General features: G+C 41.8%; 21 protein-coding genes and 1 riboswitch. Of the genes, 11 read left to right on the top strand and 10 right to left on the bottom strand.

Annotated features, from left to right (window positions below; genetic code table 11):
- Position 1 precedes the first annotated feature (1 nt).
- A complete protein-coding gene (locus PXH68_RS02840) occupies positions 2-895 on the bottom strand; it encodes a sulfite exporter TauE/SafE family protein (protein ID WP_248027548.1) in 894 nt (297 codons plus the stop codon).
- Between the two features lie 96 nt (positions 896-991).
- Here PXH68_RS02840 and PXH68_RS02835 point away from each other — a divergent pair, with 96 nt between their 5' ends.
- Genes PXH68_RS02835 through PXH68_RS02815 form a run of 5 tightly spaced genes read left to right on the top strand, consistent with a single transcriptional unit; the run spans position 992 to position 6,808 of the window.
- Positions 992-2,305: an HD domain-containing protein gene (locus PXH68_RS02835; protein WP_248027550.1), complete on the top strand. Its 1,314-nt coding sequence runs from the start codon at positions 992-994 to the stop codon at positions 2,303-2,305.
- Positions 2,295-3,104, top strand: coding sequence for a sugar-phosphatase (yidA, locus tag PXH68_RS02830; protein ID WP_158454312.1), 810 nt, complete (start codon positions 2,295-2,297; stop codon positions 3,102-3,104). Before PXH68_RS02835 ends, yidA begins: the two co-directional genes overlap by 11 nt.
- On the top strand, positions 3,104-4,321 hold the full coding sequence (locus tag PXH68_RS02825; RefSeq protein ID WP_248027552.1) for an aminoacyltransferase: 1,218 nt from the start codon (positions 3,104-3,106) through the stop codon (positions 4,319-4,321). The genes yidA and PXH68_RS02825 overlap by 1 nt, the downstream gene beginning before the upstream one ends.
- On the top strand, positions 4,321-5,559 hold the full coding sequence (locus tag PXH68_RS02820) for an aminoacyltransferase (protein ID WP_248027554.1): 1,239 nt from the start codon (positions 4,321-4,323) through the stop codon (positions 5,557-5,559). Before PXH68_RS02825 ends, PXH68_RS02820 begins: the two co-directional genes overlap by 1 nt.
- A 10-nt stretch (positions 5,560-5,569) precedes the next feature.
- Positions 5,570-6,808 (top strand): aminoacyltransferase, encoded by a 1,239-nt coding sequence (locus tag PXH68_RS02815; RefSeq protein WP_248027556.1) that lies wholly within the window; start codon positions 5,570-5,572, stop codon positions 6,806-6,808.
- 150 nt (positions 6,809-6,958) lie between these two features.
- Here the strand turns inward: PXH68_RS02815 and PXH68_RS02810 are convergent, their stop codons facing one another.
- From PXH68_RS02810 to PXH68_RS02770, 9 genes are all read right to left on the bottom strand, one after another.
- Positions 6,959-8,584, bottom strand: coding sequence for a putative polysaccharide biosynthesis protein (locus PXH68_RS02810; RefSeq protein WP_205030487.1), 1,626 nt, complete (start codon positions 8,582-8,584; stop codon positions 6,959-6,961).
- A 399-nt stretch (positions 8,585-8,983) separates the two neighbouring features.
- Positions 8,984-9,736, bottom strand: a complete 753-nt coding sequence (tpiA, locus tag PXH68_RS02805) for a triose-phosphate isomerase (protein ID WP_105144738.1) — start codon at positions 9,734-9,736, stop codon at positions 8,984-8,986.
- Positions 9,737-9,909: 173 nt separating this feature from the next.
- Positions 9,910-11,106, bottom strand: a complete 1,197-nt coding sequence (gene tuf, locus PXH68_RS02800; RefSeq protein WP_024531546.1) for an elongation factor Tu — start codon at positions 11,104-11,106, stop codon at positions 9,910-9,912.
- A 276-nt stretch (positions 11,107-11,382) separates the two neighbouring features.
- A complete protein-coding gene (locus PXH68_RS02795) occupies positions 11,383-12,357 on the bottom strand; it encodes an anti-sigma factor (protein ID WP_316715828.1) in 975 nt (324 codons plus the stop codon).
- Positions 12,338-12,841, bottom strand: a complete 504-nt coding sequence (locus PXH68_RS02790; protein WP_248027560.1) for an RNA polymerase sigma factor — start codon at positions 12,839-12,841, stop codon at positions 12,338-12,340. Before PXH68_RS02790 ends, PXH68_RS02795 begins: the two co-directional genes overlap by 20 nt.
- Positions 12,842-12,955: 114 nt before the next feature.
- Positions 12,956-15,652: a phosphoenolpyruvate carboxylase gene (gene ppc, locus PXH68_RS02785; RefSeq protein WP_248027562.1), complete on the bottom strand. Its 2,697-nt coding sequence runs from the start codon at positions 15,650-15,652 to the stop codon at positions 12,956-12,958.
- 20 nt (positions 15,653-15,672) lie between these two features.
- Entirely contained in the window at positions 15,673-16,893 is a 1,221-nt protein-coding gene (ftsW, locus tag PXH68_RS02780) for a cell division peptidoglycan polymerase FtsW (RefSeq protein WP_248027564.1), read from the bottom strand.
- A gap of 109 nt (positions 16,894-17,002) precedes the next feature.
- Entirely contained in the window at positions 17,003-17,377 is a 375-nt protein-coding gene (locus tag PXH68_RS02775) for a DUF4430 domain-containing protein (RefSeq protein WP_248027567.1), read from the bottom strand.
- Positions 17,374-17,871, bottom strand: a complete 498-nt coding sequence (locus tag PXH68_RS02770; protein WP_248027568.1) for an ECF transporter S component — start codon at positions 17,869-17,871, stop codon at positions 17,374-17,376. Before PXH68_RS02770 ends, PXH68_RS02775 begins: the two co-directional genes overlap by 4 nt.
- 120 nt (positions 17,872-17,991) lie before the next feature.
- Between PXH68_RS02770 and PXH68_RS02765 the strand changes: the two genes are divergently transcribed.
- From PXH68_RS02765 to lysS, 6 genes are all read left to right on the top strand, one after another.
- On the top strand, positions 17,992-18,843 hold the full coding sequence (locus tag PXH68_RS02765) for a glycoside hydrolase family 25 protein (RefSeq protein WP_248027570.1): 852 nt from the start codon (positions 17,992-17,994) through the stop codon (positions 18,841-18,843).
- 21 nt (positions 18,844-18,864) lie between these two features.
- Positions 18,865-18,960: riboswitch (TPP riboswitch) on the top strand.
- Between the two features lie 42 nt (positions 18,961-19,002).
- Complete coding sequence (gene thiT / locus PXH68_RS02760) at positions 19,003-19,551, top strand: energy-coupled thiamine transporter ThiT (RefSeq protein WP_248027572.1); 549 nt, start codon at positions 19,003-19,005, stop codon at positions 19,549-19,551.
- A 70-nt stretch (positions 19,552-19,621) separates the two neighbouring features.
- Positions 19,622-20,464, top strand: coding sequence for a DUF368 domain-containing protein (locus tag PXH68_RS02755; RefSeq protein ID WP_248027574.1), 843 nt, complete (start codon positions 19,622-19,624; stop codon positions 20,462-20,464).
- Positions 20,464-20,946 carry an aminoacyl-tRNA deacylase gene (locus tag PXH68_RS02750; protein WP_105107372.1) on the top strand — a complete coding sequence of 161 codons (483 nt, stop codon included), beginning with the start codon at positions 20,464-20,466 and terminating at the stop codon, positions 20,944-20,946. Before PXH68_RS02755 ends, PXH68_RS02750 begins: the two co-directional genes overlap by 1 nt.
- Positions 20,947-20,948: 2 nt before the next feature.
- Positions 20,949-21,572, top strand: coding sequence for a histidine phosphatase family protein (locus tag PXH68_RS02745; protein ID WP_248027576.1), 624 nt, complete (start codon positions 20,949-20,951; stop codon positions 21,570-21,572).
- Between the two features lie 89 nt (positions 21,573-21,661).
- Positions 21,662-23,152: a lysine--tRNA ligase gene (lysS, locus tag PXH68_RS02740; RefSeq protein WP_248027577.1), complete on the top strand. Its 1,491-nt coding sequence runs from the start codon at positions 21,662-21,664 to the stop codon at positions 23,150-23,152.
- The last annotated feature ends 48 nt before the right edge of the window (positions 23,153-23,200 follow it).

The following is a 23,200-nucleotide window of genomic DNA, read 5'->3' as shown; positions in this document are numbered from 1 at the left end:
CTTATACCTCTTTCTTTGCGTGTTGAATAAAAGATGAACGTAGCAAGGTCATACCCGTATAGATTGCAATAAAGACCACTAATATTTTCAAATTATTAATATCCAGGCTTGAAAGGAAAAAGGCCGCTGTCAGAACCCCCAAGACCCCTCCGACAATAATCCCCGGAACACCTGGCCAAGAAACCCGACCCGATTGAATGAATTGCTTGGTCCCAGCAGACAACATCATGGCAGCATTCAACATCATAACCGGAAGAGCAACTGCTGGACTAATCCCCATTAGGGAGAAGAAAATCAATTCTGGAGCATAATTTCCCAAGCCCATGCTGAGCAACATACCAATTAAGAAATCAAATCCAATTCCAACTAGCAACTTCCAACCTGTTAATCCACGAACATCTGTCCCCAAATCTGCACCAGGATTCGTTACCATTCGATAAACCATGATTCCCGCCGCAACAATGAGTAAGACCCCCAAGACCCGCTGAACCTTCTTGGTATCCCAGTTTCGGGTCACACGCGCACCAACAGAAGCTCCCAAAAAGGAAGAGATGGCAAGAGGGACAAGGGTGGTCATCTCCACCTCTACAATGGTAATGAACAACAGAGCTTCCAACAAGATTGGGATGATATGGGCCGTTGTCATTGTGGCTGGGATACGTCGATCTTCCTCTACCAGTTTGGTTGCCTTAAAGAGACTGGTTGTCGTCGCAAAGGTGCCAATCCCCAAGGTATCAAGCAAGTCTGTCAAAAAACCGATTCCAAAGCCTGTCCAAAATCGGTCCGTCATCGAAATCTTATGCTGGCGCATATATGAAACAATCAAGTACAAAATCCAAACAATCATCGCTATCAAAATCATTTGGATGAGGGTTAAAATCATATTTTCAGTCATTCCTCTATTATAATCTAAACTAAGAAAAAGGTAAATACCCGCCCCAAAAAAGGTTTATAGAAGAAGAATGAAGCAGATTTTGATATAATGGAAGGTATGATTGAAAAAGTTTTTCGAGATCCAGTACATAACTACATTCATGTTGATCACGAATTGATCTACAATCTGATCAACACACGCGAATTTCAACGATTACGTCGTATCAAGCAACTTGGAACAACCTCCTATACCTTCCATGGAGGAGAACATAGTCGTTTTTCTCATTGCTTGGGTGTCTATGAAATTGCTAGGAGAATAACGCAAAAATTCGAGGATAACTATGCCCATATTTGGGATGCAGGAGAGTCCCTCTTAACCATGACAGCTGCCCTCTTACATGATTTGGGGCACGGGGCTTATTCGCATACATTTGAACGATTATTTGACACCGACCATGAGGAAATGACCTGTCAAATCATCCTGTCACCTGATACGGAAATCAATGCACTCCTATTGCAGATTTCGCCAGATTTTCCAGAAAAAGTAGCAAGCGTCATCCGACATACCTACCCTAACAAACAGGTAGTCCAGCTGATTTCCAGCCAGATTGATGTCGATCGTATGGACTATCTCTTACGTGATTCCTACTTTACAGGCACCAACTATGGGGAGTTTGATTTGACTCGCATTCTCCGCGTCATCTGCCCAACTCCGCAAGGAATCGCCTTCAAGGAATCTGGTATGCACGCTGTGGAAGACTATGTCCTTAGTCGCTACCAGATGTACATGCAGGTCTATTTCCACCCAGCCAGTCGCTCGATGGAAGTGCTGCTGCAAAACCTTTTAAAACGAGCAAAAATTCTCTACCCCGTTGAAAAACAGTTTTTCCAATTAACATCTCCGCGACTTATTCCCTTTTTCGAACATCAGTTTGATTTAGAGGACTACTTGGGCTTGGATGATGGGGTTATGAACAGCTATTTCCAATCCTGGATCAATGGACCTGACCGAACACTTTCAGACCTAGCTCAACGCTATATTAATCGTAAAGTCTTTAAGTCCATTACCTTTAAGGCAGAGCAGGAAGAGGAACTCGATACTCTCCGACACCTGGTCGCAGATGTAGGATTTGATCCCGAATACTACTCGGCTATCCACCATAATTTTGACCTGCCTTACGATATTTATCGGCCAAATGACCAGAAAAAACGGACCCAGATTGAAATCATGCGAAAAGACGGTAGCCTTGTCGAGCTTTCGCAATTGTCTCCAATCGTCGCCTCACTGTCTGGCACGGTTCACGGTGACAGCCGCTTTTATTTCCCTAAGGAAATGTTGAATGAAGCAGGGATTTTTTCCCACTACAACCAAGACTTCCTCAGTCATATTCACAACGACCAATTTATCAAAGGAAACGATTATGAGCATTAAACTCGTTGCTGTCGATATCGATGGCACTTTACTCAATAGCCAACACCAAATCACACCTGATGTCAAGCAAGCCATTCAAGAAGCAAAGGAAGCCGGCGTCAAGATTGTCATTGCAACAGGACGCCCTATTTCTGGCGTACACCATATTTTAGAAGAATTGCAGCTCAACCAAGCTGGCGACTTCGTCATTACCTTTAACGGTAGCTTAGTACAAGATGCCCATACTGGTGAGGACTTTGTTAAAAACACCCTGTCCTACCAAGACTACCTAGACCTGGTTCACCTCTCCAACACCCTCTCCCTTCCAATGCATGCCAGCACCAAAGAAGGCCTGTTCACAGCCAACCGTAATATCGGGAAGTACACGGTCTATGAGTCAACCTTGGTCAATGCACCGATTTTCTATCGGACTCCTGAAGAAATGACGGACAAGGAAATTATTAAGGTCATGATGGTGGACGAACCTGAGCGTCTCGACAAAGCTCTTGAAACCATTCCAGCAGCCTTCTTTGATCGCTTTACGATTGCCAAATCCGCGCCATTTTATCTAGAATTCACACCAAAACAAGCCAATAAAGGACTTGCTATTATAGCTCTGGCTCAAAAATTAGGCTTAACCATGGACCAAACAATGGCCATTGGTGATCAGGAAAATGACCGACCAATGTTAGAAGTTGTTGGCCATCCAGTTGTCATGGAAAACGGAAGCGATTCTGTCAAAGCAATCGCCAAAACTATCACCAAATCAAACGATGAACATGGTGTTGCACACGCCATTAGAGAGTGGGTATTAAACTAATGTACACCTATAAAATTGGCATTTCTGCCCAAGAACACGATGAATTTGCAAAACAATCGTCCCAAGTCAACCTCTTGCAAAGCAGCAACTGGGCTGCGATTAAAGACAGTTGGGGCAATGAGCGCTTGGGATTCTACCAAGATGGCAGTTTAGTGGCCGTTGCTTCTGTCCTCATCCGCCCACTACCTGCTGGCTTTAGCATGCTCTATATTCCACGTGGTCCGATTATGGACTACTCAAACCAAGACTTGGTTCAATTTGTCCTTGCTTCTCTAAAAAAATTCGGCAAAACAAAGCGAGCCCTCTTCATTAAATTTGACCCAGCCCTCCTACTCAAACAGTACAAAATTGGGCAAGAAGTTGAAGAAAACCCTACAACCCTTGCACAACTGGCCATTCTCCAAAAGGCAGGTGCTGAATGGACAGGACGAACTCAGGATATGGCAGAGAACATTCAACCCCGTTTCCAAGCCAATATCCATAGGGAATACTTTTCTGACGAAACTCTATCAAAAAGCACACGCCAAACCATTCGCACATCCTTGAATAAAGGGCTTATAGTTCAAGTTGGGAGCTTCGAATGGTTGGATGATTTTGCTTCACTCATGAAAAAAACTGAGAAACGCAAATCAATCTCTCTGAGAGATAAAGCTTATTATGAAAAAATACTGACAACCTATCCAGAACATTCCTATATAACCATTACGCAACTGGATTTAGACAAACGCCACAACACCCTCCTTACTCAAAAGGAAAAATTAGCACAGGAAGCACTCAAATTTACAGAAAAAACAAAGCCAGGTAAACGAGCCCAACATCGGGAAGATACAGAGAAGACACTAGAAGAACTTGCTTTCCTAGAAAAGAAATTAGCTGAGGGTCATCATATTGTCTCTCTTGCTGCAACACTTTCAGTTGATTTTGGTCCAACTTCTGACAATCTCTATGCTGGAATGGATGAAGAATTCCGCCGTTACCAACCTGCTATTCTGACTTGGTATGAAACAGCAAGACAGGCTTTTAATCGCGGTGCCTCATGGCAAAATATGGGAGGTATTGAAAACCAACTAGATGGTGGGCTCTTTAGTTATAAATCAAAATTCAACCCTCTCATCGAAGAATATCTGGGGGAATTTACCGTCCCAGTAAATCGCTTCCTCTACAAATTAACAACCACCGCCTATACAATCCGAAAAAAATTAAGGAGTAAACACTAATGACATTTAGGACTATTAGCAAAGAGGAATTTCTGGAACATTGTCAGCTGGCAACCAGTAAATCATTTTTGCAGTCACCTGAAATGGCTACTCTATTGGAGAAAAGAGGCTTTACAGTCTCCTTTCTTGGCCTTTGGAATCCTCAACAAGAGTTAGTTATCTCCGCCCTCATCTATACAAAAAAAATGTTTGGGGGCATTTACATGGAGCTAAATGCTGGTCCTGTATCAACCGACGATAACTATTTGCCTGATTTTTATAAGCATTTAAAAGAGTATGCAACCACAAACGGTGTCTTAGAGCTAGTTGTAAAACCAGCTCAAGATTATCAGCAATTTGATAGCGATGGACAGCCAACTAGTCCAGAAAATCAGGAAGAAATTACTTATTTAACCAATCTAGGCTATCAACATGACGGTCTTAAAACAGGCTATCCTGGTGGCGAACCTGACTGGCATTATGTAAAAGATTTGACTGGTATCCAGTCCGAGAACTTGATTGCTTCCTTCAGTAAAAAGGGCCGTCCAATCATGAAAAAAGTCCACAGCTTTAACATGAAAATACGCCCCCTAAAACGTGATGAACTACATATTTTCAAGGAAATTACTAGCTCCACATCTGAACGTCGTGAGTATGCTGATAAAGGGCTTTCTTATTATCAAGACTTTTATGATAGTTTTGCTTCATCTGCTGAATTTATGGTTGCTACCCTTAACTTTCAGGAATACCTACAACTTCTGCTGCAGGAACAAGCAACAATCCAGGCTGAAATGGAGGAAATCTTCGCTGTACACGGTCCTCAGCCTGATAGCGTCAAACCAAAAACTAAGCTGAAAAATCTCAATAAACAACTAGATGCTCTTCAACAACGGATTGAAGAAACCAATGGTTTCCTTCAAAAGTATGGTCCTAAGGATGTTGTTCTTGCTGGAAGTCTATTCATCTATACACCACAAGAAGCGGTTTATCTCTTCAGTGGCTCCTATACAGAATTCAATAAATTCTATGCCCCTTTTCTCCTACAAGAACATGTAATGCTTGAAGCTATCAAACGCCAGATTACCTTCTATAATTTCTTGGGTATTACGGGAGAATTTGACGGTAGCGATGGCGTGCTACGATTTAAACAGAATTTCAATGGGTACGTTGTTCGGAAAATGGGAACTTTCCGTTATTATCCACAGCCACTAAAATACAAGACGATTCAAATCCTAAAAAAATTATTGAGACGTTCATAAAGGGAAACTTATGACTTTTACATTATTAACCGAAAATGAATTTGAAACCTTTGTCCATTCTCAGCCAAAGACAAGTTTCGAACAGTCACTTGAAATGGCAAAATTACGACAAAGTCGCGGATACAAGATCCAGTTTCTTGGATTCAAAAATGGGACTGGAGAAGTGACCGTTGCCGCACTTGCCTATTCACAAAAACTCTTTGGCGGAACCAAGATGGAAATTTATTGGGGACCAGTCTACACTGCCACATCCTTTCTGACCAGCTTCCTAAGAGAGTTAAAACATTATGCAAAACAGCAAAATGTTTTGGAACTAGCCATTATTCCGAATGAAGTTTACCAACTATTTGATAACAACGGTGAGGCTACTAGCCAAAAAAACGATGAGCTCATGTCACTCTATCAAACATGCGGATATACTCATCAGGGTTTCCAGACAGGATATGATGGTAGCCAATTATTTTGGCAATATGCCAAAGACCTTTCTCATTTAACTCCTGAAAACTTACGAAAATCTTACACAAAAAAAGGAATCCCCTTAGCCAATAAAACAGCCAGCTTTGGTATAAAGCTAAAAAAATTAGAAAAAAGCGAACTGCACCTTTTTAAGGACATTACCTCTGCTACCTCTCAGCGTCGTAACTATGCTGATAAGAGTTTAGAATATTACCAACTCTTCTTTGATGCATTTGGAGATTGTGCCGAGTTTATGTTGGCAACAATCAATTTTGTAGATTATTACTCCAATTTGGACAAAGAGCAGCAAAAATTAGCACAGAAAATTGAACGATTAAAAGCAGATTTAGATGTTAATCCCGCCTCTGTCAAAAAACAAAACCAACTCCGAGAATTTACCGATCAATTCAATACATTTACCACACGTAAAGAGGAAGCACAAGAATTGATCAACCAATATGGGGAACAGGACACCCCTCTTGCTGCCAGTCTCTTTATATATACTCCACAAGAAGCTGTCTATCTCTACAGCGGATCTTATACTGAATTTAACCGCTTCTATGCGCCAGTCGCCTTGCAGGAACATGTGATGCAAACAGCAATTTCAAAAGAAATTCCTTTCTATAATCTCCTTGGTATCACTGGTCAGTTTGATGGTAGTGATGGTGTTTTACGCTTCAAACAAAACTTTAACGGCTATATCATCCGCAAGATGGGGACCTTCCTTTACCACCCATTCCCCATTAAATACCGTCTGATACAAGTAATGAAAAAGATACTTGGTCGTAGATAAAAAGTAATCAACAATAAAAATTACATCAATAGTCGTACTTTTGCTCCTAATTATTCATTGATGTTTTCATACTTTCAGACAAAAAATAAGCTTGAACTAACCGTTCAAGCTTATTTTTATAAGTTAGTGTCTCCATATCATGAAACAATCTTAAAGATGAAGTTTCTGTCTAAGAGTCTGGGCACGTTCTCCAATCAATAAATCAAGCTGGCGAGTTTTCAATCCCAAAACAATGAAAATCAATCCCCCAACACTACCTGAAATCATAATATGTACAAAGCTAGAAAAATAGCCTGTTACTGGAAGAATTCCTTTAAGGAAAAATTCCACTACCCACACGCACACGCCCATCAAGAGACTAATCCATATAATACTACTGTTGTTTTCTTTCAGAGATTCTATATCAAACGGAACCGCCTGATGAATACATCTATAAAATAATACCAGGGTGACTGCTAGACCAATCGCTGTTGAAATCAAGGAACCATATACTTGGAACAAGTAGATACTAGGAATTTGTAGAAGTAATTTGACACCGAATCCAATTCCAAAATAGATTAGTCCTTTTTTCTTTTGGAAAACTGCTTGAATGGCAATCCCAAATACTGCGTAGAGTCCTTGCAGGAAAATCAACAAAAGATTGGCAACAAAGAGATGGATAGCTACATCTTCTGATTGACCATAAAAAATGGTATAGAGAGGTTCTGCCAAGAGAACCGAGCCAAGAATTACTGGAGTCACAAAGATAAACATCATCTGTAAATTGCTAGAGATGAGACGAGCAGTTTCTTTAAAATCCTTCTGAATGTAACTCTCTGTAATCAATAAAAATGCAACACCACTAATCGAATTAGCAATTCCAATAATCAACATCGTAATCTTGCTTGGATTTGCCACTAGATAAGAGTAAAGAGTCAGCAACCTTTCTCCCGTAAGATCGGTAAACTGCTTCATGGTATTGATAAAAGTCAGTTGGTCAACAAATTGATACAACTGAATAATCATCCCAAGTATGATAATCGGAACAGCTTCCTTCAAGGTTTCAATAATCAAGACTTTGATATTTACTTCAACAGAAGATGGCTTTTTTTGTAAGATTTTCTGCAAATGCCCCGATTTTTGAAGCTCAATCACTAAAACAATAACACTCGCAATCATACCAACGAATGCTGCAAAGGTTGATTGAGTGACAGCATCTAGATAGTTTCCTGAACCCATCTTCATAATCGCATAAGTTGTAGAAAGAATCCATACAACACGCACAATTTGTTCTACAATCATACTGATTGCAAATGGACGCATATCATGATAGCCTTGGAAAAAACCTCGAATGATACTCATGGCTGGAAAGATAAATAAGGGAGGAACCAAGCTATACATAATAGGGATAAGATTCGTAGGTTCACCTGAAGCAGCCGCTAAAAATGGAGATGAAACAAACATGAGGACCGCCGAAAGAGCGCCCATCACCAGCATAAATTTTAAAAATTCTCTTACTAGATAGTAAGAAATATCCTGTCTCCCCTTTGCATTATACTGTGTAATCTGCTTTGCTACCGCTGTTGGGATACCAATTGTTGAAAAAGATAGGAAATTCGCATAGACTTGATACCCCATACTGAACAGGGCGTTAGCTTCTGATTTGTATTCTCCCATCCAAATGAGCCAAGGGATAATATAGATAATTCCTAATAACCGACTGATGATATTTCCTGCCGTAATCCAAATGGCACCATGTACCATCTTCTCTTGACGTTGATTATTTATTTCTGACATTATTCAATTTCCTCACATTTATAACTCCTACATTATAAACTTTTTCAACTAACTTGTAAATTAGCAACATAATAATCCAGATAAGTGAGCTTTACTAATAACTGTTCGTATTTTATATATCAATTGCGAAATCCATATCTATCTATTTATTTCCATCTGCACTCTTATTTTGTTGCCGACTCGATTTTGCAAACACTACTTTACTTTTTCAATAACTTTAGACAAATATATGCTAGGTAACAAAAAACTATCAAATAAAATGAAATGAAATGGATTTTTTGGAACGAATCAAAAAATAACTATGAAAAAGGGTTTAGTTCTGAACAATTCAGAACTAAACCCAGACAATAATTAATCAGCTAGCTATAGTAGAAACAGCTCACTCATGATTATTATTAATTAGAAGTTCAAAAGTGCCAAGAAGCTTTCTGCTTCAAGTGAAGCACCACCAACAAGCGCACCGTCAACGTCTGGACAAGCCATGTATTCAGCAACGTTTGACGGGTTTACAGAACCGCCATATTGAACGCGAACTTTGTCTGCAACTTCTTGACCGAAGTCAGCTGCAACAACGTCACGGACTGCTTTACACATGTTTTGTGCGTCGTCTTTAGTAGCTGATTTACCAGTACCAATTGCCCAGATTGGCTCATAAGCGATAACAAGTGATGCTACTTGTTCAGCAGTCAAGTCTTTCAAAGCTGCAGAAACTTGCGCACCTACGAATTCAACTGCTTTACCAGCTTCATAGGTTTCAAGTGACTCACCACAGCAGATGATTGGAGTCAAACCGTTGCGGAAGATTGCGTGTGCTTTTTTGTTGATGTCTTCGTCAGTTTCGTGGAAGTAATCACGACGCTCTGAATGACCGATAACAACGTAGTTCACACCCATTTCAGCCAATACTTTTGGAGAAGTTTCACCTGTATAGGCACCAGCATCTTCAAAGTAGCAGTTTTGAGCAGCAACCTTCAATTCTGAATCTTTAGCGAACCACAAGAGAGCGTTCAAATCTACAGCTGGAGCTGCGATAGCTGCTTCAATTTTGTCGCCAGCAGGCAATTTTCCTGCAATTGCCTCAACGAAAGCTTGCGCTTCTTGAGGGTTTTTATTCATTTTCCAGTTACCGGCAATGATTGGTTTACGTGACATTTCACATACCTCTTCTTTTTTATTTTACAAGGTCCATTATAGCATAAAATCAGGTAAGGTTAAAGCATTTCTGTGCATTTTATGAATGCTTACAGAAAAACTCCCTGTCCAAGGACAGAGAGTTCCAATTAAGTTGTCTGACTATAATTGTTATATCTGGGAACGTAATCGAATTAAGCTTCGATTTCTGTAACCATACCTGAACCAACAGTACGTCCACCTTCACGGATAGAGAAAGTAGTACCTTGTTCAACGGCGATTGGGTGGATCAATTCAACGTCGATAGTTACGTTATCACCAGGCATTACCATTTCAGTACCTTCTGGCAATTTGATTGAACCAGTTACGTCAGTTGTACGGAAGTAGAACTGTGGACGGTAGTTATCGAAGAATGGAGTGTGACGTCCACCTTCTTCTTTAGTAAGGATGTAAACTTCACCTTTGAATTTAGTGTGTGGGTTGATAGAACCTGGTTTAGAGATAACTTGACCACGTTCGATTTCGTCACGTTGTACACCACGAAGAAGCACACCAACGTTATCGCCGGCAAGACCTTCGTCAAGTTGTTTACGGAACATTTCAACACCAGTAACAACTGCTTTAGATTTTTCTTCTTGAAGACCAACGATTTCGATTTCGTCGTTGACACGAACAGTACCACGGTCGATACGTCCTGAAGCTACAGTACCACGACCAGTGATTGAGAATACGTCCTCGACTGGAAGCAACAATGGTTTGTCAGTGTCGCGTTCTGGTTCTGGAATGTACTCATCAACAGTGTTCATCAATTCCATAACGATGTCTTCGTACTTAGCGTCACCTTCAAGGGCTTTAAGAGCTGAACCTTGGATAACTGGAAGATCATCACCTGGGAAATCGTATTCTGAAAGAAGGTCACGGATTTCCATTTCAACCAACTCAAGCAATTCTTCATCGTCAACCAAGTCAACTTTGTTCATGAAGACGATAAGGTGTTTAACACCAACCTGACGTGAAAGAAGGATGTGCTCACGAGTTTGTGGCATTGGACCGTCAGTTGAAGCTACTACAAGGATCGCACCGTCCATTTGGGCAGCACCAGTGATCATGTTTTTAACGTAGTCCGCGTGTCCTGGAGCGTCGATGTGAGCGTAGTGGCGTTTTTCAGTTTCGTACTCAACGTGTGCAGTGTTGATAGTGATACCGCGCTCGCGCTCTTCTGGAGCAGCATCGATAGACGCATAATCTTTAGGTTGGTTAACTGATGAAGGCAAGCGACGTGCCAATACAGTTGTGATAGCTGCAGTCAAAGTAGTTTTACCGTGGTCAACGTGTCCAATTGTACCAATGTTAACGTGGGGTTTACTACGATCGTATTTTTCTTTTGCCATTTTGGTAAAAGCCTCCAATAAAATATATTTTATAGATAGACAGTAGGCAATACGGTCTAACTTTACCTTACTATTCTATCAAATTGTAGCAGAAATGCAAGCATTTTCTATCGTTTTTTAATTTATTGCCGTTTCCTGCTGGCTTTCCTCCCTCTTTCAAGCTGAACAGTCTGCTTTTCTTTTCTAGCCTTCAGGTGAGAAATGTCACAGAAGATAGAAAAAAATGACCTGCTTTGCTTTTTCCAAAAGCACCTCCTGATCAATCAGGCATCCTTGCTACTTCTCCCACAGCCGATAATATGGTTGGTTTTGGACAGAGGCTCCGATACTAGAAGCATAGATCCAGTCCTTTCCTTCCAATTGAGCAAAGTCTTCTGCTTTGCCTGTTAGGATGATGCCTGCGAACTCCAACTGGTCAATCTCTTCTTGTTTGGTGAAGTCGGTATCACCAAATTTGTCGACAAAGGCCTGCAAGTCATCCACTGGTATGTCCAAATACTGCGCTCGTTTCTGATCTCCCGATTCTAAGAAGTCTTTCATAAAGTCCATACCTGTCATATAGTCTTCAGGCATGGCCGAAAAGACCAGTTGAATATCCTCTGGTTCTAATCCCAACAACTGCTCTGGACGATAGTGATAGGTATTTTGTTTCCCTTCTGTCCCTATCCAATACCAATTTTGCTTGAGATTGCTAGGAATCATCTCCTTGATTTTTGCCAAGCTGTACTTCTTATCAAAGGAAATTGCCACTTCTACTAGTTGACCGCTCATTTCTCTTAGATAGGGCAATTCATTAGCAATCTCTGACTCACTCCACACAATCTGATTCTTATTGTAAAAAACAGGTACCTTGGTATTGGTTGTATGGTCATATAGGTATTTGAAGGTGTTCCCAGGTATATGCTGGGCAAAGTCATAATGACTATCAAACAGGGCATAGTAAATTTCGTGCTGACCAAAAGCCATAGGAACACCGTCTAAATCCTTGTACAAATTGAAGTAGAGTTTTCCAGATACATAACTTGTGCTTTGGATTTTAATGCCATCATGATTTATATTTGGATAGGCGATTTCCATTAGCATCGTTTGTTCCCACACCTCACGACCTTCTCGTGCACCGACGATGATTTTTACGGTTTGAACGCCAATAAGCATTAAGATGAAACCGATGAGCGATGATAGCCCTATTGTCTTCCATAAATTCTTCCGCTTACTCTTTTTTGTCACTTCTTCAAAAGTCTTCATAGTCATATCCTCTCTCTTCTAGTGTTTTCCTCAACTGCTTGCGTCCGCGGTAAAGGGTAATCTTGACCCAACTTTGACTCCTCCCCAAGACAGTAGCCACTTCCTTGACCGTCATACCCTGAAAATAATAGAGGTCAATCACTTGCTGGTATTTTTCTGGCAAGTCTGCAACAGCTTGATAGAGTTCCTCATAATATTCTTGGTCATAGACCAAAAAATTTTCAGGTATAAAAAACTCCTTTTGTAAAATTTCATAGTAGCGCTTGTCTCTCCTGTATTTATCAATGTAAGCCCGAACTGCTGAACGGTAAAGCCAGGCTCTTAGTTTTTCGAAAGGAAGGACAAGCTCTGCTTCTAAAATTTTCACCAGTATATCCTGTGCGATGTCCTGACTATCTGCATAGCTGGCGCCAGATTTTTGTAGATAATAGGAAATCTCCTCAGCAATACCAATGACTTCTTTCTCATATTGATCCAGTTTGATACTCATCTCCTCCTTTCACTAATAAAACGAATAAGGGATAATTTGGTTACGCTTTTTTATGATTATTATATATTTTTATCAGCAAAAAAAACAACCTCCGAAGAAGCTGTTTTATGCCTATTAACCTGAGTTACGCAAACCTGTTGCTACACCGTTGATGGTGATGTGGATCAAGCTTTCTTGCTCCTTGCTTAATTCGCCTCGACGGAGACGGTTGATGAGTTCAATCTGAATATAGTTGAGCACATTGAAGTATGGCATGCGGTAGTCCAGACTGGCTTTGAGGAAAGGTAATTCTGCCAAAAGTTCATCATTTTGTTCAATGGCCAAAATCATATCCTTGGTCAGTTGCCATTCATCCAAGATTGTGTGGAAGATTGCCTGTACTTCTTCTGTCTCACACATTTTGGCATACTCAAATGCAATGTTCATGTTGGATTTAGACAAAACCATATCTACATTTGACAAGAGGGAACGGAAGAATGGCCAGTTTTGGTACATCTTCTGTAATTTACCTAGGTTTGCAGGGTCTTTGTCAATGAAACGCTTGAAGCTAGAACCAACCCCATACCATCCTGGCAACATCACGCGGTTTTGAGACCAAGAGAAGACCCAAGGAATGGCACGGAGACCACCGATTTCTGTGATGGTCTTGCGAGCTGCAGGACGTGAACCGATATTGAGGCTCGAAACTTCACGAATAGGACTTGCAGCAAAGAAATAATCATAGAAATGCGGATTGTTAAAGACTAGATCACGGTAAATTTGGTAGCTATCTTCAACGATTTCATCCATTGATTCACGGTAGCCGTCAATCTCGTTCGGATTGGTAATCATCTGGGTCACCATACGGTCCAGAGTTGCGGAAACCAGCATTTCTAAGTTAAAGTAGGCTGCATCTTTGTTTCCGTACTTGTTACCGATGACCTCGCCTTGTTCGGTCAAACGAATACGGTCTTTGATGGAGCCAAATGGTTGCGAAGTGATAGCATCATAAGATGGGCCACCTCCACGACCAACTGTTCCTCCACGACCGTGGAAGAAGGTAATCTTAATGCCTTCTTCTTCACCGATTTGGGTCAATTCATTTTGCGCCTTATAAAGTGTCCAACCAGAAGACAGATAACCTCCATCCTTGTTGGAGTCGGAATAGCCAAGCATGATCTCTTGGTAGCCATTGTTCCCAGCAATCCAGCCTTTGGCCAAGTCAAGCTGCAGGTACTGACGCATTGTCTCAGAAGCATTATCCAAGTCTTCAATGGTTTCAAAAAGAGGAACAATCTGCACACGGGCTTGTTGAGCATCTACTAGTCCAACTTCTTTTAGGAGAACAGCCAATTCTAAGAGGTCTGAAACACTTTCAGAGTGGGAAATAATGTGTTGCTTGATGACTTCTTCTCCTAGCTTGTCTTTGAGCTCACGGGCTGCTGCAAAGATGGCCAACTCTTTCTGCAATTGTTCTGACTTAGGTGCATTTGTCGCAGACAGAATCCGAGGATCTTCTTCCAACTCTTTGAGAAGGACCTGACACTTATCACTTTCTGACAGGCTTGAATAATCCTCCACAATTCTTGCTGAGGCTAAGAGCTCTGCCACACTTGCTTCATGGATAGACGAATCTTGGCGCATGTCAATGCTAGCTAGATAGAATCCAAAGGCTTCTACGGCTTCCAATAATTCTGTCAAATCCCCCTTAATCAGCGCTGCTGTGCGATTTTCCTCTAAGGAAGCCTTGATAGCTTGAAGGTCTGCCTTAAATTCTGTGACGTTGGCATAGCGAACTCCTTGCTCCTTATCAGCTACTAGATAAGCTCGGGTGTTTGCTAGCTTCATCTGGATGTAGTGGAAGGCACGACGATAGGGCTCGTGTTCGCGGTAAACAGACTGGTCCTGTGACAAGTCTGCCAAGGCCTGAACAGCTGGACTGACTTTCACAATAGTGGTCGATAGGGAGAAGGTGCGGTAGAGTTTGTACAACTGCTCATCATAGTAATTCATGATGACATCGCACTGGGTTAGGGCGGACAATTTGAGGGTTTCCGCTGTAACGAATGGGTTGCCATCGCGGTCTCCACCAATCCACATGCCCATGGTAATAGGACGAGGATTGGTCAGTTGAATGCCTTTTTCAGCTGCTAAGCGCTTGTACTCCCGTTGGAGCTTAGTCACAGCCTTGATAAAGGAGCTGTTATAATACTCCATCACGTTCGTGATTTCGTTTGTAACCTTTAGCTTCTTCTCACGAATCATCTCCGTCTGCATGATGATTTCGATGTAGAGGCGGAGTTCATCTTCCCACTTGGTACGGTTCATCAAACCGAGTTTTACATCCCGATAACGACGAAGTAACTCATGAATATGCTTGGTTAAATCAAGCATAGACTGGCGTTGAACCTGAGTAGGATGGGCTGTTAAAACTGGAACAACATTTAATTTTTCAAGGATTTCTGCTGCATTTTCATGCTGGGCTACCATGTCGATCGTGGTTGAAATTTTCCCCAGATAATCCTGACCAATATTGTTTTGGTGGTTGATTTCATAAGCCAAATCAACGTCTTCTGAGATATTGATCAAAAGGGGAAGAACCGCGAAATAGCGGGAAATCACTTCCAATTCTTGGTTGGACAGTTGTCCGATAATCGCAATCAAATCATGGTAATTGTCCTCTGTAGACAGCTGCCCCAATTCGATAATCTTATTGAAGGTTTCTTCTGAAATCATCTGACGGGCAACGTCTTGAAGGATGGAGGTAAGAATGATAACCTCCTCCCGAATAGCTTCTTTGTTATTGTAGTTTTCTAATTTTTGTATTGTCATCTTTCTTCCCTCACTTACTCCTAGGCAAGAGTTCGTTCGATTTCTTCCTGGAGAAGCACTCTCTTTTCATTGGCATCAATGTTTAGCACAAAGGCAATTCCGATGGAAATGGTCAACAAGCTATTTCCCCCCTGAGAGATGAATGGGAAGGTCACACCTGTCGCTGGAATCACACCAGAAATACCGCCGACATTGATAAAAATCTGAATCAATAGCATGGCTGCCACACCAAAGGCCATCATCGAATTAAAAGGATTACGGGCTCGAATTCCTACAACGATGATTCGAAGAATAAGGAAGACCAGAAGTCCCAAAATCAAACTTCCTCCTAAAAAACCTAGCTCTTCAATCACGATAGAAAAGGCGAAATCCGTATGGGCTTCTGGTAGGTAGCCATTTTTTTCGATTGAATTCCCCAAACCAAGACCAAACCAGCCACCATTACTCATGGCATAGTAGGAATTAGCCAACTGTAAACCTGATTCCGTCGCATCCACAAAGGGATTAAAATAAGCTGCAAAGCGACGAGCAATATAGCCAAAAACTGGAATTTTAGCTACTAATTCTACCCCCAATATCCGAATGGTCGATAGAAGAACAAAGGCTCCTAATACGATTCCTGCAATAATAGTGGAAAACCAACGGTAACCAATCCCGCTTGCAGAAATCATCACCACCATAATCAAGCCAATGATGGTCGCATTTCCCAAGTCTGGCAAAGAACCAACTAGAGCCAGGAAAGCGAGACTCACCACGCGCCAATCATTGAAAGCTTTCGGAATCCAGCTCCCCTTTATCAAGGCCTGGTAATCATAGACGCGAATATCGTCCTGCATCTGTGAAAATTTGTCTGCCAAATACCAGATGATAATCAACTTTAAGTATTCCGCAGGTTGCAGACCGATGATTCCTCCTGGTCCCAGACGAATCCATCCATGGGCACCGTTAACAGGATCAAAGAAACGAGATGCCACCAACATGGCAACTTCTGCCAACAAGACAACTACAATGAGTTTCTTTTGACGCAGAAAACTTAATTTCATCCGGTAAATCATATAAATAAATCCGAGACTTAGTACCCAGAAAGCAGCTTGGGTAATCACCATCGAAAAGGGATTGCCACCTTTTTGGATCTGCAAGGCACTCGTCGTCGAATACACCATCACCAGACCAATAATCGATAAAATCATATAGGGGATGAGGATGGAGTAATTGAGTAGGTGTTTTTTATCAATCTTCATGTAAACTCCTTAAAGTCTGAGACTATCATTTCTATTATATCACAGAAATGATGCTTTCCTGTTTTTTTCCATGAAAGTAACAAAAAAAGAGCCGGATTTGGCTCTCTTCTTATTCAAAAGTTTCCAAGTAAAAACGAATTTCATCATTTTCTTGGACTAACTGTTCCTGGGCCCCTTTTGGCGCCAATTCCCCATTGAAATCATACATCCAGTAGGTGTTGGTTGATGGATCTTGACTAACACCATCAATCACCGTAATCAAGCCGGCATCTTCTTCGATTTCATAAGCATCTTCCAAGACGTCCATAACGGAATCTCCAGGCTCCACTGTCACCTGTTTTTGATTGGTCCGATCTCCAAATTCAACCGTCAATTGCGCTGTATAAGTTTGTGTGACAAGATCTTCTGGATCTTCTGTCTGGCATGCCAGCAATACTGGCGCAAATACAAAAGCAACAAAGGCTAAAAGCCATTTATTTTTCATAAAATCCTCCTAAAAATGGTAACAATAATGGGATAAAATAGGGCAGTAGATAGAGCATGAGCCAGATCAAACGATAGTCCAGCTAGCCAGTAAACAAAAAAAGGCATGCTGTATTGCCAAGCAATTAAAAAACTGATGACAAAACCATAAAGAAAGACAAGGGCACCCGCAAAAACCGCTTCTAGCTTGCCAAAGTTAGTATGGAATTTGAATATTGGTACTAGCAACTTAGACCATACAGCGAGCACCAGCCCATAGGCGATGATTTGCCAAAACACAACCATCCCAAAACCTAGATAGATTCCCGACACCAACATGGACAAGGCCATGACCAACAAGGCATCTACCAACCCCCAGGAATAGGCGACCCACAAAAAGATAGCGGTCACTGGTTTGATATTGGGAAAGGCAACAAAGACAAAACGTAAGGCAACGGTTAAGGCACTTAGCATGACGATACGACTGATAAACTGACTCTTGCTAACCTCTCTCACATCTCTCTCCTCCCTACTTCGATACTAGACTAGCCTAAATCCGCTTACATGTCAAGAAAATCCAGTTATTTCAAACCTATTTTTTTGATTTTTTTCTATAAATAGTGTAAACTATTCTGGATGAGAAAGAAAATAAAACCAATATTTGTTGCCATTTTTTTCCTCTTATTTACTGGTCTTCTCCTTTTAACTAGGGGAATCTCCCAACAAGAGCAAGCAAGCAGTTCAACTGAAGCTCAGGCATCAACAAGTAGCAGTTCTACAAGTTCCTCTTCTTCTGTTGAATTTATCGAGGTAAACATCACAAACGCCTTAGAAATGAAGCCCATCATCGATGTCTCAGGTTGGCAACGGCCTTCTGAGATTGACTACGATGTCCTATCGGCCAATATTTCTGGCGCAATTGTCCGGGTGCAGAGCGGTTCACATACCACCAAGGACAACAATGCCTCTGATGAAAATGGCTTAGACAAATCCTATCAAACCCACATTACAGAATTTCAATCACGAGGCATTCCTGTTGCAGTCTATGCCTACGTAACAGGAAACAGCATCGATTCCATGAAAAAAGAAGCCCAGACCTTTTACGAAGCTTCTTACAAATACAACCCTACCTTCTACTGGTTAGACGTAGAAGAAAAAACTATGGAAGATATGGATGCTGGTGTCGAAGCCTTTCGTCAAGAACTGATTAATCTCGGTGCTAAAAATATCGGTATCTACATCGGAACCTATTTCATGGAAGAACATAGTATCTCTGTTGACAAGTTTGATGCCATCTGGATTCCAACCTATGGAACCGATTCGGGCTACTACAATGCTGCCCCTAATACTGATTTGGACTACGACTTGCACCAATATACCTCCCGAGGTTATGTGAACGGCTTTGCTAACCATCTAGACCTCAACCTCATTACAACCCTCAAGGATCCAAACGAAGTATATCAAAAACTCTTTACAGTCCCTGAGTAATTTAGTATAATCATTTTAAATACATACACAAAGGAGTGCTTCGGCTGAGATCGCTTTTGCGAAATCCTCGAACCTGATCTAGTTAAGACTAGCGTAGGGATTGTGGTGTTGATCTACGATTGACTTGCCAGGACTCCTTTGTAATACAAAGGAGTTTTTATGTTGTCACATCGGCTTTCCCTCTTGGCAGAAATCGCTATTTTCTCAGCCCTTGGCTTGATTTTAGACAAGCTTGTTCTCTTTACCATGCCGCAAGGTGGCTCAGTCTCACTTGTTATGCTTCCAATTCTCTTAGTCGCCCTTCGACATGGCCTATCGGCTGGTTTGCTGACAGGAGGAATTGTGGGCACCATTCAACTCTTCTATGGCGGTTATTTTCTGAATGTCTTTCAAGTCTTCCTTGACTATGCCCTCTCCTATGCAGGCATTGGATTAGCAGGGTTATTATCCCCTCTTCTAACCAAACAAAAAGACTTGAAGCAAGCGGCCTTCACCATCAGCTTGGCTGGATTTCTTGGTGGAAGTGTTCGACTGCTTGCCACCTTCCTATCTGGCATTATCTTCTATGCTGACTATGCCCCTGCTGATAAACCGGTCTGGATCTATTCCTTTACCTATAATATCAGCTATATCCTCCCTTCCACACTACTTGCTTGCTTGCTGTTGACCTTGCTGTATAAGGCTCAACCAAATTTCTTCAATAAATAAGCCCTATTTTCAAGAGGCTTTTTTTACTTTTGTGTTATAATGAAGCGTTAAAAAAATTTTTGGAGGTCTTATGTCATCTTGGATTTCTCGTATCATCAAAGGGATGATTATTGCACTCGGTTTTATCTTACCTGGTGTCTCTGGGGGAGTACTCGCTGCTATCCTCGGAATTTATGAGCGACTAATTGGATTTTTAGCAAATATTCGAAAAGATTTCAAGGAAAACTTTCTTTTCTTCGTACCAGTTGGAATCGGTGGTATTTTAGGAATAGCACTCTTTTCATTTCCAGTTGAATATCTCTTGCAACATTTCCAAGTCCCAGTTTTGTGGGCCTTTGCGGGGGCAATCGTGGGAACTATTCCTAGCCTGCTTAAAGAATCAACTCAAAAAAGCAAACGCGATAGCATTGACTGGGCTTGGTTAATTGGGACATTCATCATTTCAGGATTCTTGCTCTACAATTTGAGTGATCTTGTCGGAACACTTCCAGCAAACTTTGCAAGTTTTGTCTTGGCGGGTGCCTTGATAGCTTTAGGTATACTTGTTCCTGGACTCAGCCCTTCAAATCTCTTGCTGATTTTGGGTATCTACACGCCAATGCTCAATGGATTCAAATCACTTGATTTATTCGGTACCTTCCTACCAATCGCAATCGGTGGCGTTCTTGCAATGGTGGCCTTTTCAAAAGCAATGGACCATGCCCTGAAAGTATACCATTCACGCGTTTATCACTTTATTATTGGTATCGTCTCATCCTCTACTCTCCTAATTTTGATTCCACAAGCAAGCAACAAAGAGGCAATTTCCTATGCTGGAACAAACTTTGTTACATGGATTGCTGCTCTTATTCTTTTTGTCTTAGGAGCATGGCTAGGCCTTTGGATGAGTAAACTTGAGGAAAAATATAAATAATGGCAAAAAAGGTTAAGATTAAGAAAACCTTGGTGGACCAAATTTTAGACAAGGCTAAGATCGATCATGATAGCCTTGTTTTAAATGCCCTTGAAGGCCAACTACCACCAGGAATTGAAGAACACGAAATTTACAAAACACTGGCACTAACAGGAGATAAAACAGGCCCTGTCATCGGAATCGTCCCAATCACAGAACACCTGTCTGAGAAAAAATTAGCCAAAATCTCAGGCAATAAAAAGGTCAGCATGATTCCGCAAAAGGACTTGGAAAAGACAACTGGCTATGTTCACGGTGCCAACAATCCCGTGGGTATTCGTCAGAAGCATAATTTCCCAATCTACATTGATCAGTCTGCCCTTGAACTCGGCCACTTGATTGTCTCTGCTGGTGAAATTGGTCGGTCGATAAAAATTGATAGCCAGGTTTTAGCTGATTTTGTAAAAGCTGACTTTGCCGATTTGATCGAGGGGAGGGACTAGACTTGAAAATCTACTTTGTCCGTCACGGTAAGACCGAATGGAATTTGGAGGGACGCTTTCAAGGCGCTTCTGGAGATTCGGCTCTCTTGCCCGAATCTTATCAGGATTTAGAAAAACTGGGCAAATACCTTGCTGAAATCCCCTTTGATGCTATTTATTCTAGTGATTTGCAGCGCGCACATAGCACTGCCGTAGAAATTGCCAAAGCCAATCACCATTGCCAAACCGTTCTAACCACGCCACAACTACGTGAATGGAATTTTGGGACGCTAGAAGGAAGCAAGATGGCAATTTTTCGTGCCATCTACCCCAAACAAGCCTGGGCACTCAAACATAATCTAGCACGATTTAAACACGATGTCTTTGATGCCGAATCTGTCCATCAGGTCACACAGAGAATGGTCGATTTTATCCAGTCTCTTCAAGAAGAAAACCTGGAAACAGTCCTCATCGTCAGCCATGGTGCCTTTCTAACCGCTTCTATCCATCGCCTGCTTGGTTTTCCACCAGCCCAACTGCGTCACCGAGGTGGTTTGGATAATGCCTCTATTTCCATTTTGGAAACGAGAGACTTTGAACACTTTACCGAACTGGCTTGGAATGATACCAGCTACAAATCTCACTAAGAAAGCAGTTTCTTGCTTTCTTTTTTGCTGATTTTTTACCTATTCTATGATAGAATAGAAGGAACAGACTTTGGAGGAATGAAATTTTTATGTCAACTGAACATTTTGAAGAATTAAATGACCAACAGATTGTCCGTCGTGAAAAAATGACGGCCCTTGCTGAACAGGGCATTGACCCATTTGGAAAACGTTTTGAGCGTTCTGCAAATTCAGCTGAATTGAAAGCTCAGTACGAAGAAAAATCAAAAGAAGACTTAGAAGAATTAGGGCAAACAGCAATCATTGCAGGTCGTATCATGACCAAGCGTGGTAAGGGTAAGGCAGGTTTTGCTCACATTCAAGACCGCGAAGGCCAGATTCAGATCTACGTTCGTAAGGATGATGTTGGCGAAGAAAATTATGAAATCTTCAAAAAAGCAGACCTTGGTGACTTTATCGGTGTCGAGGGAGATGTTTTCAAGACAAATGTTGGTGAGTTGTCTATCCATGCTCGCAAATTGACTCACTTGTCTAAAGCGCTCCGCCCATTGCCAGAAAAATTCCACGGTTTGACAGACATCGAGACCCGCTACCGCAAGCGTTATTTGGACTTGATTACCAACCGCGAGAGCTTTGACCGCTTTGTGACCCGCTCAAAAATCATCTCAGAAATCCGCCGTTATCTTGACGGACTTGGTTTCTTGGAGGTGGAAACACCTGTCCTTCACAACGAAGCCGGTGGTGCTGCGGCTCGTCCATTCATCACCCACCACAATGCCCAAAACATTGACATGGTCCTTCGTATCGCGACAGAACTCCACCTCAAACGCCTGATTGTTGGCGGTATGGAACGCGTTTATGAAATCGGCCGTATCTTCCGTAACGAAGGTATGGATGCGACTCATAACCCTGAGTTCACTTCCATTGAGGTTTACCAAGCCTATGCGGATTACTTGGACATCATGGACTTGACAGAAGGAATTATCCAGCATACTGCCAAGGCTGTTGTCGGTGATGGTCCTGTGACCTACCAAGATACTGTCATTAACATCCACGAGCCATTCAAGCGTATCCACATGGTCGATGCTATTAAGGAACAAACTGGCGTGGACTTCTGGCAAGAGATGAGCTTCGAGGAAGCAAAAGTCCTTGCAGCTGAGCATAAGGTCCCTGTGGAAAAACACCATACAGAAGTTGGTCAAATCATCAACAGCTTCTTTGAAGAATACGTTGAAGCAACTCTTATCCAACCAACCTTTGTCTATGGTCACCCAGTAGCCGTATCCCCACTAGCTAAGAAAAACGATGAAGACCCACGCTTCACAGACCGCTTCGAGCTCTTCATCATGACCAAGGAATACGGAAACGCCTTTACTGAATTGAACGACCCAATCGACCAATTAGAACGATTCGAAGCCCAAGCTAAGGCTAAAGAACTCGGTGACGACGAAGCGACAGGCGTTGACTACGACTACATCGAAGCCCTCGAATACGGTATGCCACCAACAGGTGGCCTCGGAATCGGTATCGACCGCCTCTGCATGCTCTTGACAGACACCACTACTATTCGGGATGTACTATTGTTCCCTACAATGAAATAGGTAACAGGCTGACAAGGCCTACCAGACCTTGTCACTCCCGATGATGAA

It is taken from the genome of Streptococcus sp. 29896 (assembly GCF_032594915.1).
Lineage (GTDB): Bacteria > Bacillota > Bacilli > Lactobacillales > Streptococcaceae > Streptococcus > Streptococcus suivaginalis.
This window is presented reverse-complemented; position numbering and strand designations above follow the sequence as displayed.

What these genes read in the sequence shown, in the direction of transcription:
- lysS (WP_248027577.1), top strand. Translation starts at nt 21,662, where the DNA reads ATGTCAACTGAACATTTTGAAGAATTAAATGACCAACAGATTGTCCGT.
- tuf (WP_024531546.1), bottom strand. Translation starts at nt 11,106, where the DNA reads ATGGCAAAAGAAAAATACGATCGTAGTAAACCCCACGTTAACATTGGT.
- PXH68_RS02775 (WP_248027567.1), bottom strand. Translation starts at nt 17,377, where the DNA reads ATGAAAAATAAATGGCTTTTAGCCTTTGTTGCTTTTGTATTTGCGCCA.
- PXH68_RS02755 (WP_248027574.1), top strand. Translation starts at nt 19,622, where the DNA reads ATGTCATCTTGGATTTCTCGTATCATCAAAGGGATGATTATTGCACTC.
- PXH68_RS02765 (WP_248027570.1), top strand. Translation starts at nt 17,992, where the DNA reads ATGAGAAAGAAAATAAAACCAATATTTGTTGCCATTTTTTTCCTCTTA.
- PXH68_RS02835 (WP_248027550.1), top strand. Translation starts at nt 992, where the DNA reads ATGATTGAAAAAGTTTTTCGAGATCCAGTACATAACTACATTCATGTT.
- thiT (WP_248027572.1), top strand. Translation starts at nt 19,003, where the DNA reads ATGTTGTCACATCGGCTTTCCCTCTTGGCAGAAATCGCTATTTTCTCA.
- PXH68_RS02825 (WP_248027552.1), top strand. Translation starts at nt 3,104, where the DNA reads ATGTACACCTATAAAATTGGCATTTCTGCCCAAGAACACGATGAATTT.
- PXH68_RS02815 (WP_248027556.1), top strand. Translation starts at nt 5,570, where the DNA reads ATGACTTTTACATTATTAACCGAAAATGAATTTGAAACCTTTGTCCAT.
- PXH68_RS02790 (WP_248027560.1), bottom strand. Translation starts at nt 12,841, where the DNA reads ATGAGTATCAAACTGGATCAATATGAGAAAGAAGTCATTGGTATTGCT.
- tpiA (WP_105144738.1), bottom strand. Translation starts at nt 9,736, where the DNA reads ATGTCACGTAAACCAATCATTGCCGGTAACTGGAAAATGAATAAAAAC.
- PXH68_RS02840 (WP_248027548.1), bottom strand. Translation starts at nt 895, where the DNA reads ATGACTGAAAATATGATTTTAACCCTCATCCAAATGATTTTGATAGCG.
- PXH68_RS02750 (WP_105107372.1), top strand. Translation starts at nt 20,464, where the DNA reads ATGGCAAAAAAGGTTAAGATTAAGAAAACCTTGGTGGACCAAATTTTA.
- yidA (WP_158454312.1), top strand. Translation starts at nt 2,295, where the DNA reads ATGAGCATTAAACTCGTTGCTGTCGATATCGATGGCACTTTACTCAAT.
- PXH68_RS02810 (WP_205030487.1), bottom strand. Translation starts at nt 8,584, where the DNA reads ATGTCAGAAATAAATAATCAACGTCAAGAGAAGATGGTACATGGTGCC.
- ftsW (WP_248027564.1), bottom strand. Translation starts at nt 16,893, where the DNA reads ATGAAGATTGATAAAAAACACCTACTCAATTACTCCATCCTCATCCCC.
- PXH68_RS02820 (WP_248027554.1), top strand. Translation starts at nt 4,321, where the DNA reads ATGACATTTAGGACTATTAGCAAAGAGGAATTTCTGGAACATTGTCAG.
- PXH68_RS02795 (WP_316715828.1), bottom strand. Translation starts at nt 12,357, where the DNA reads ATGACTATGAAGACTTTTGAAGAAGTGACAAAAAAGAGTAAGCGGAAG.
- ppc (WP_248027562.1), bottom strand. Translation starts at nt 15,652, where the DNA reads ATGACAATACAAAAATTAGAAAACTACAATAACAAAGAAGCTATTCGG.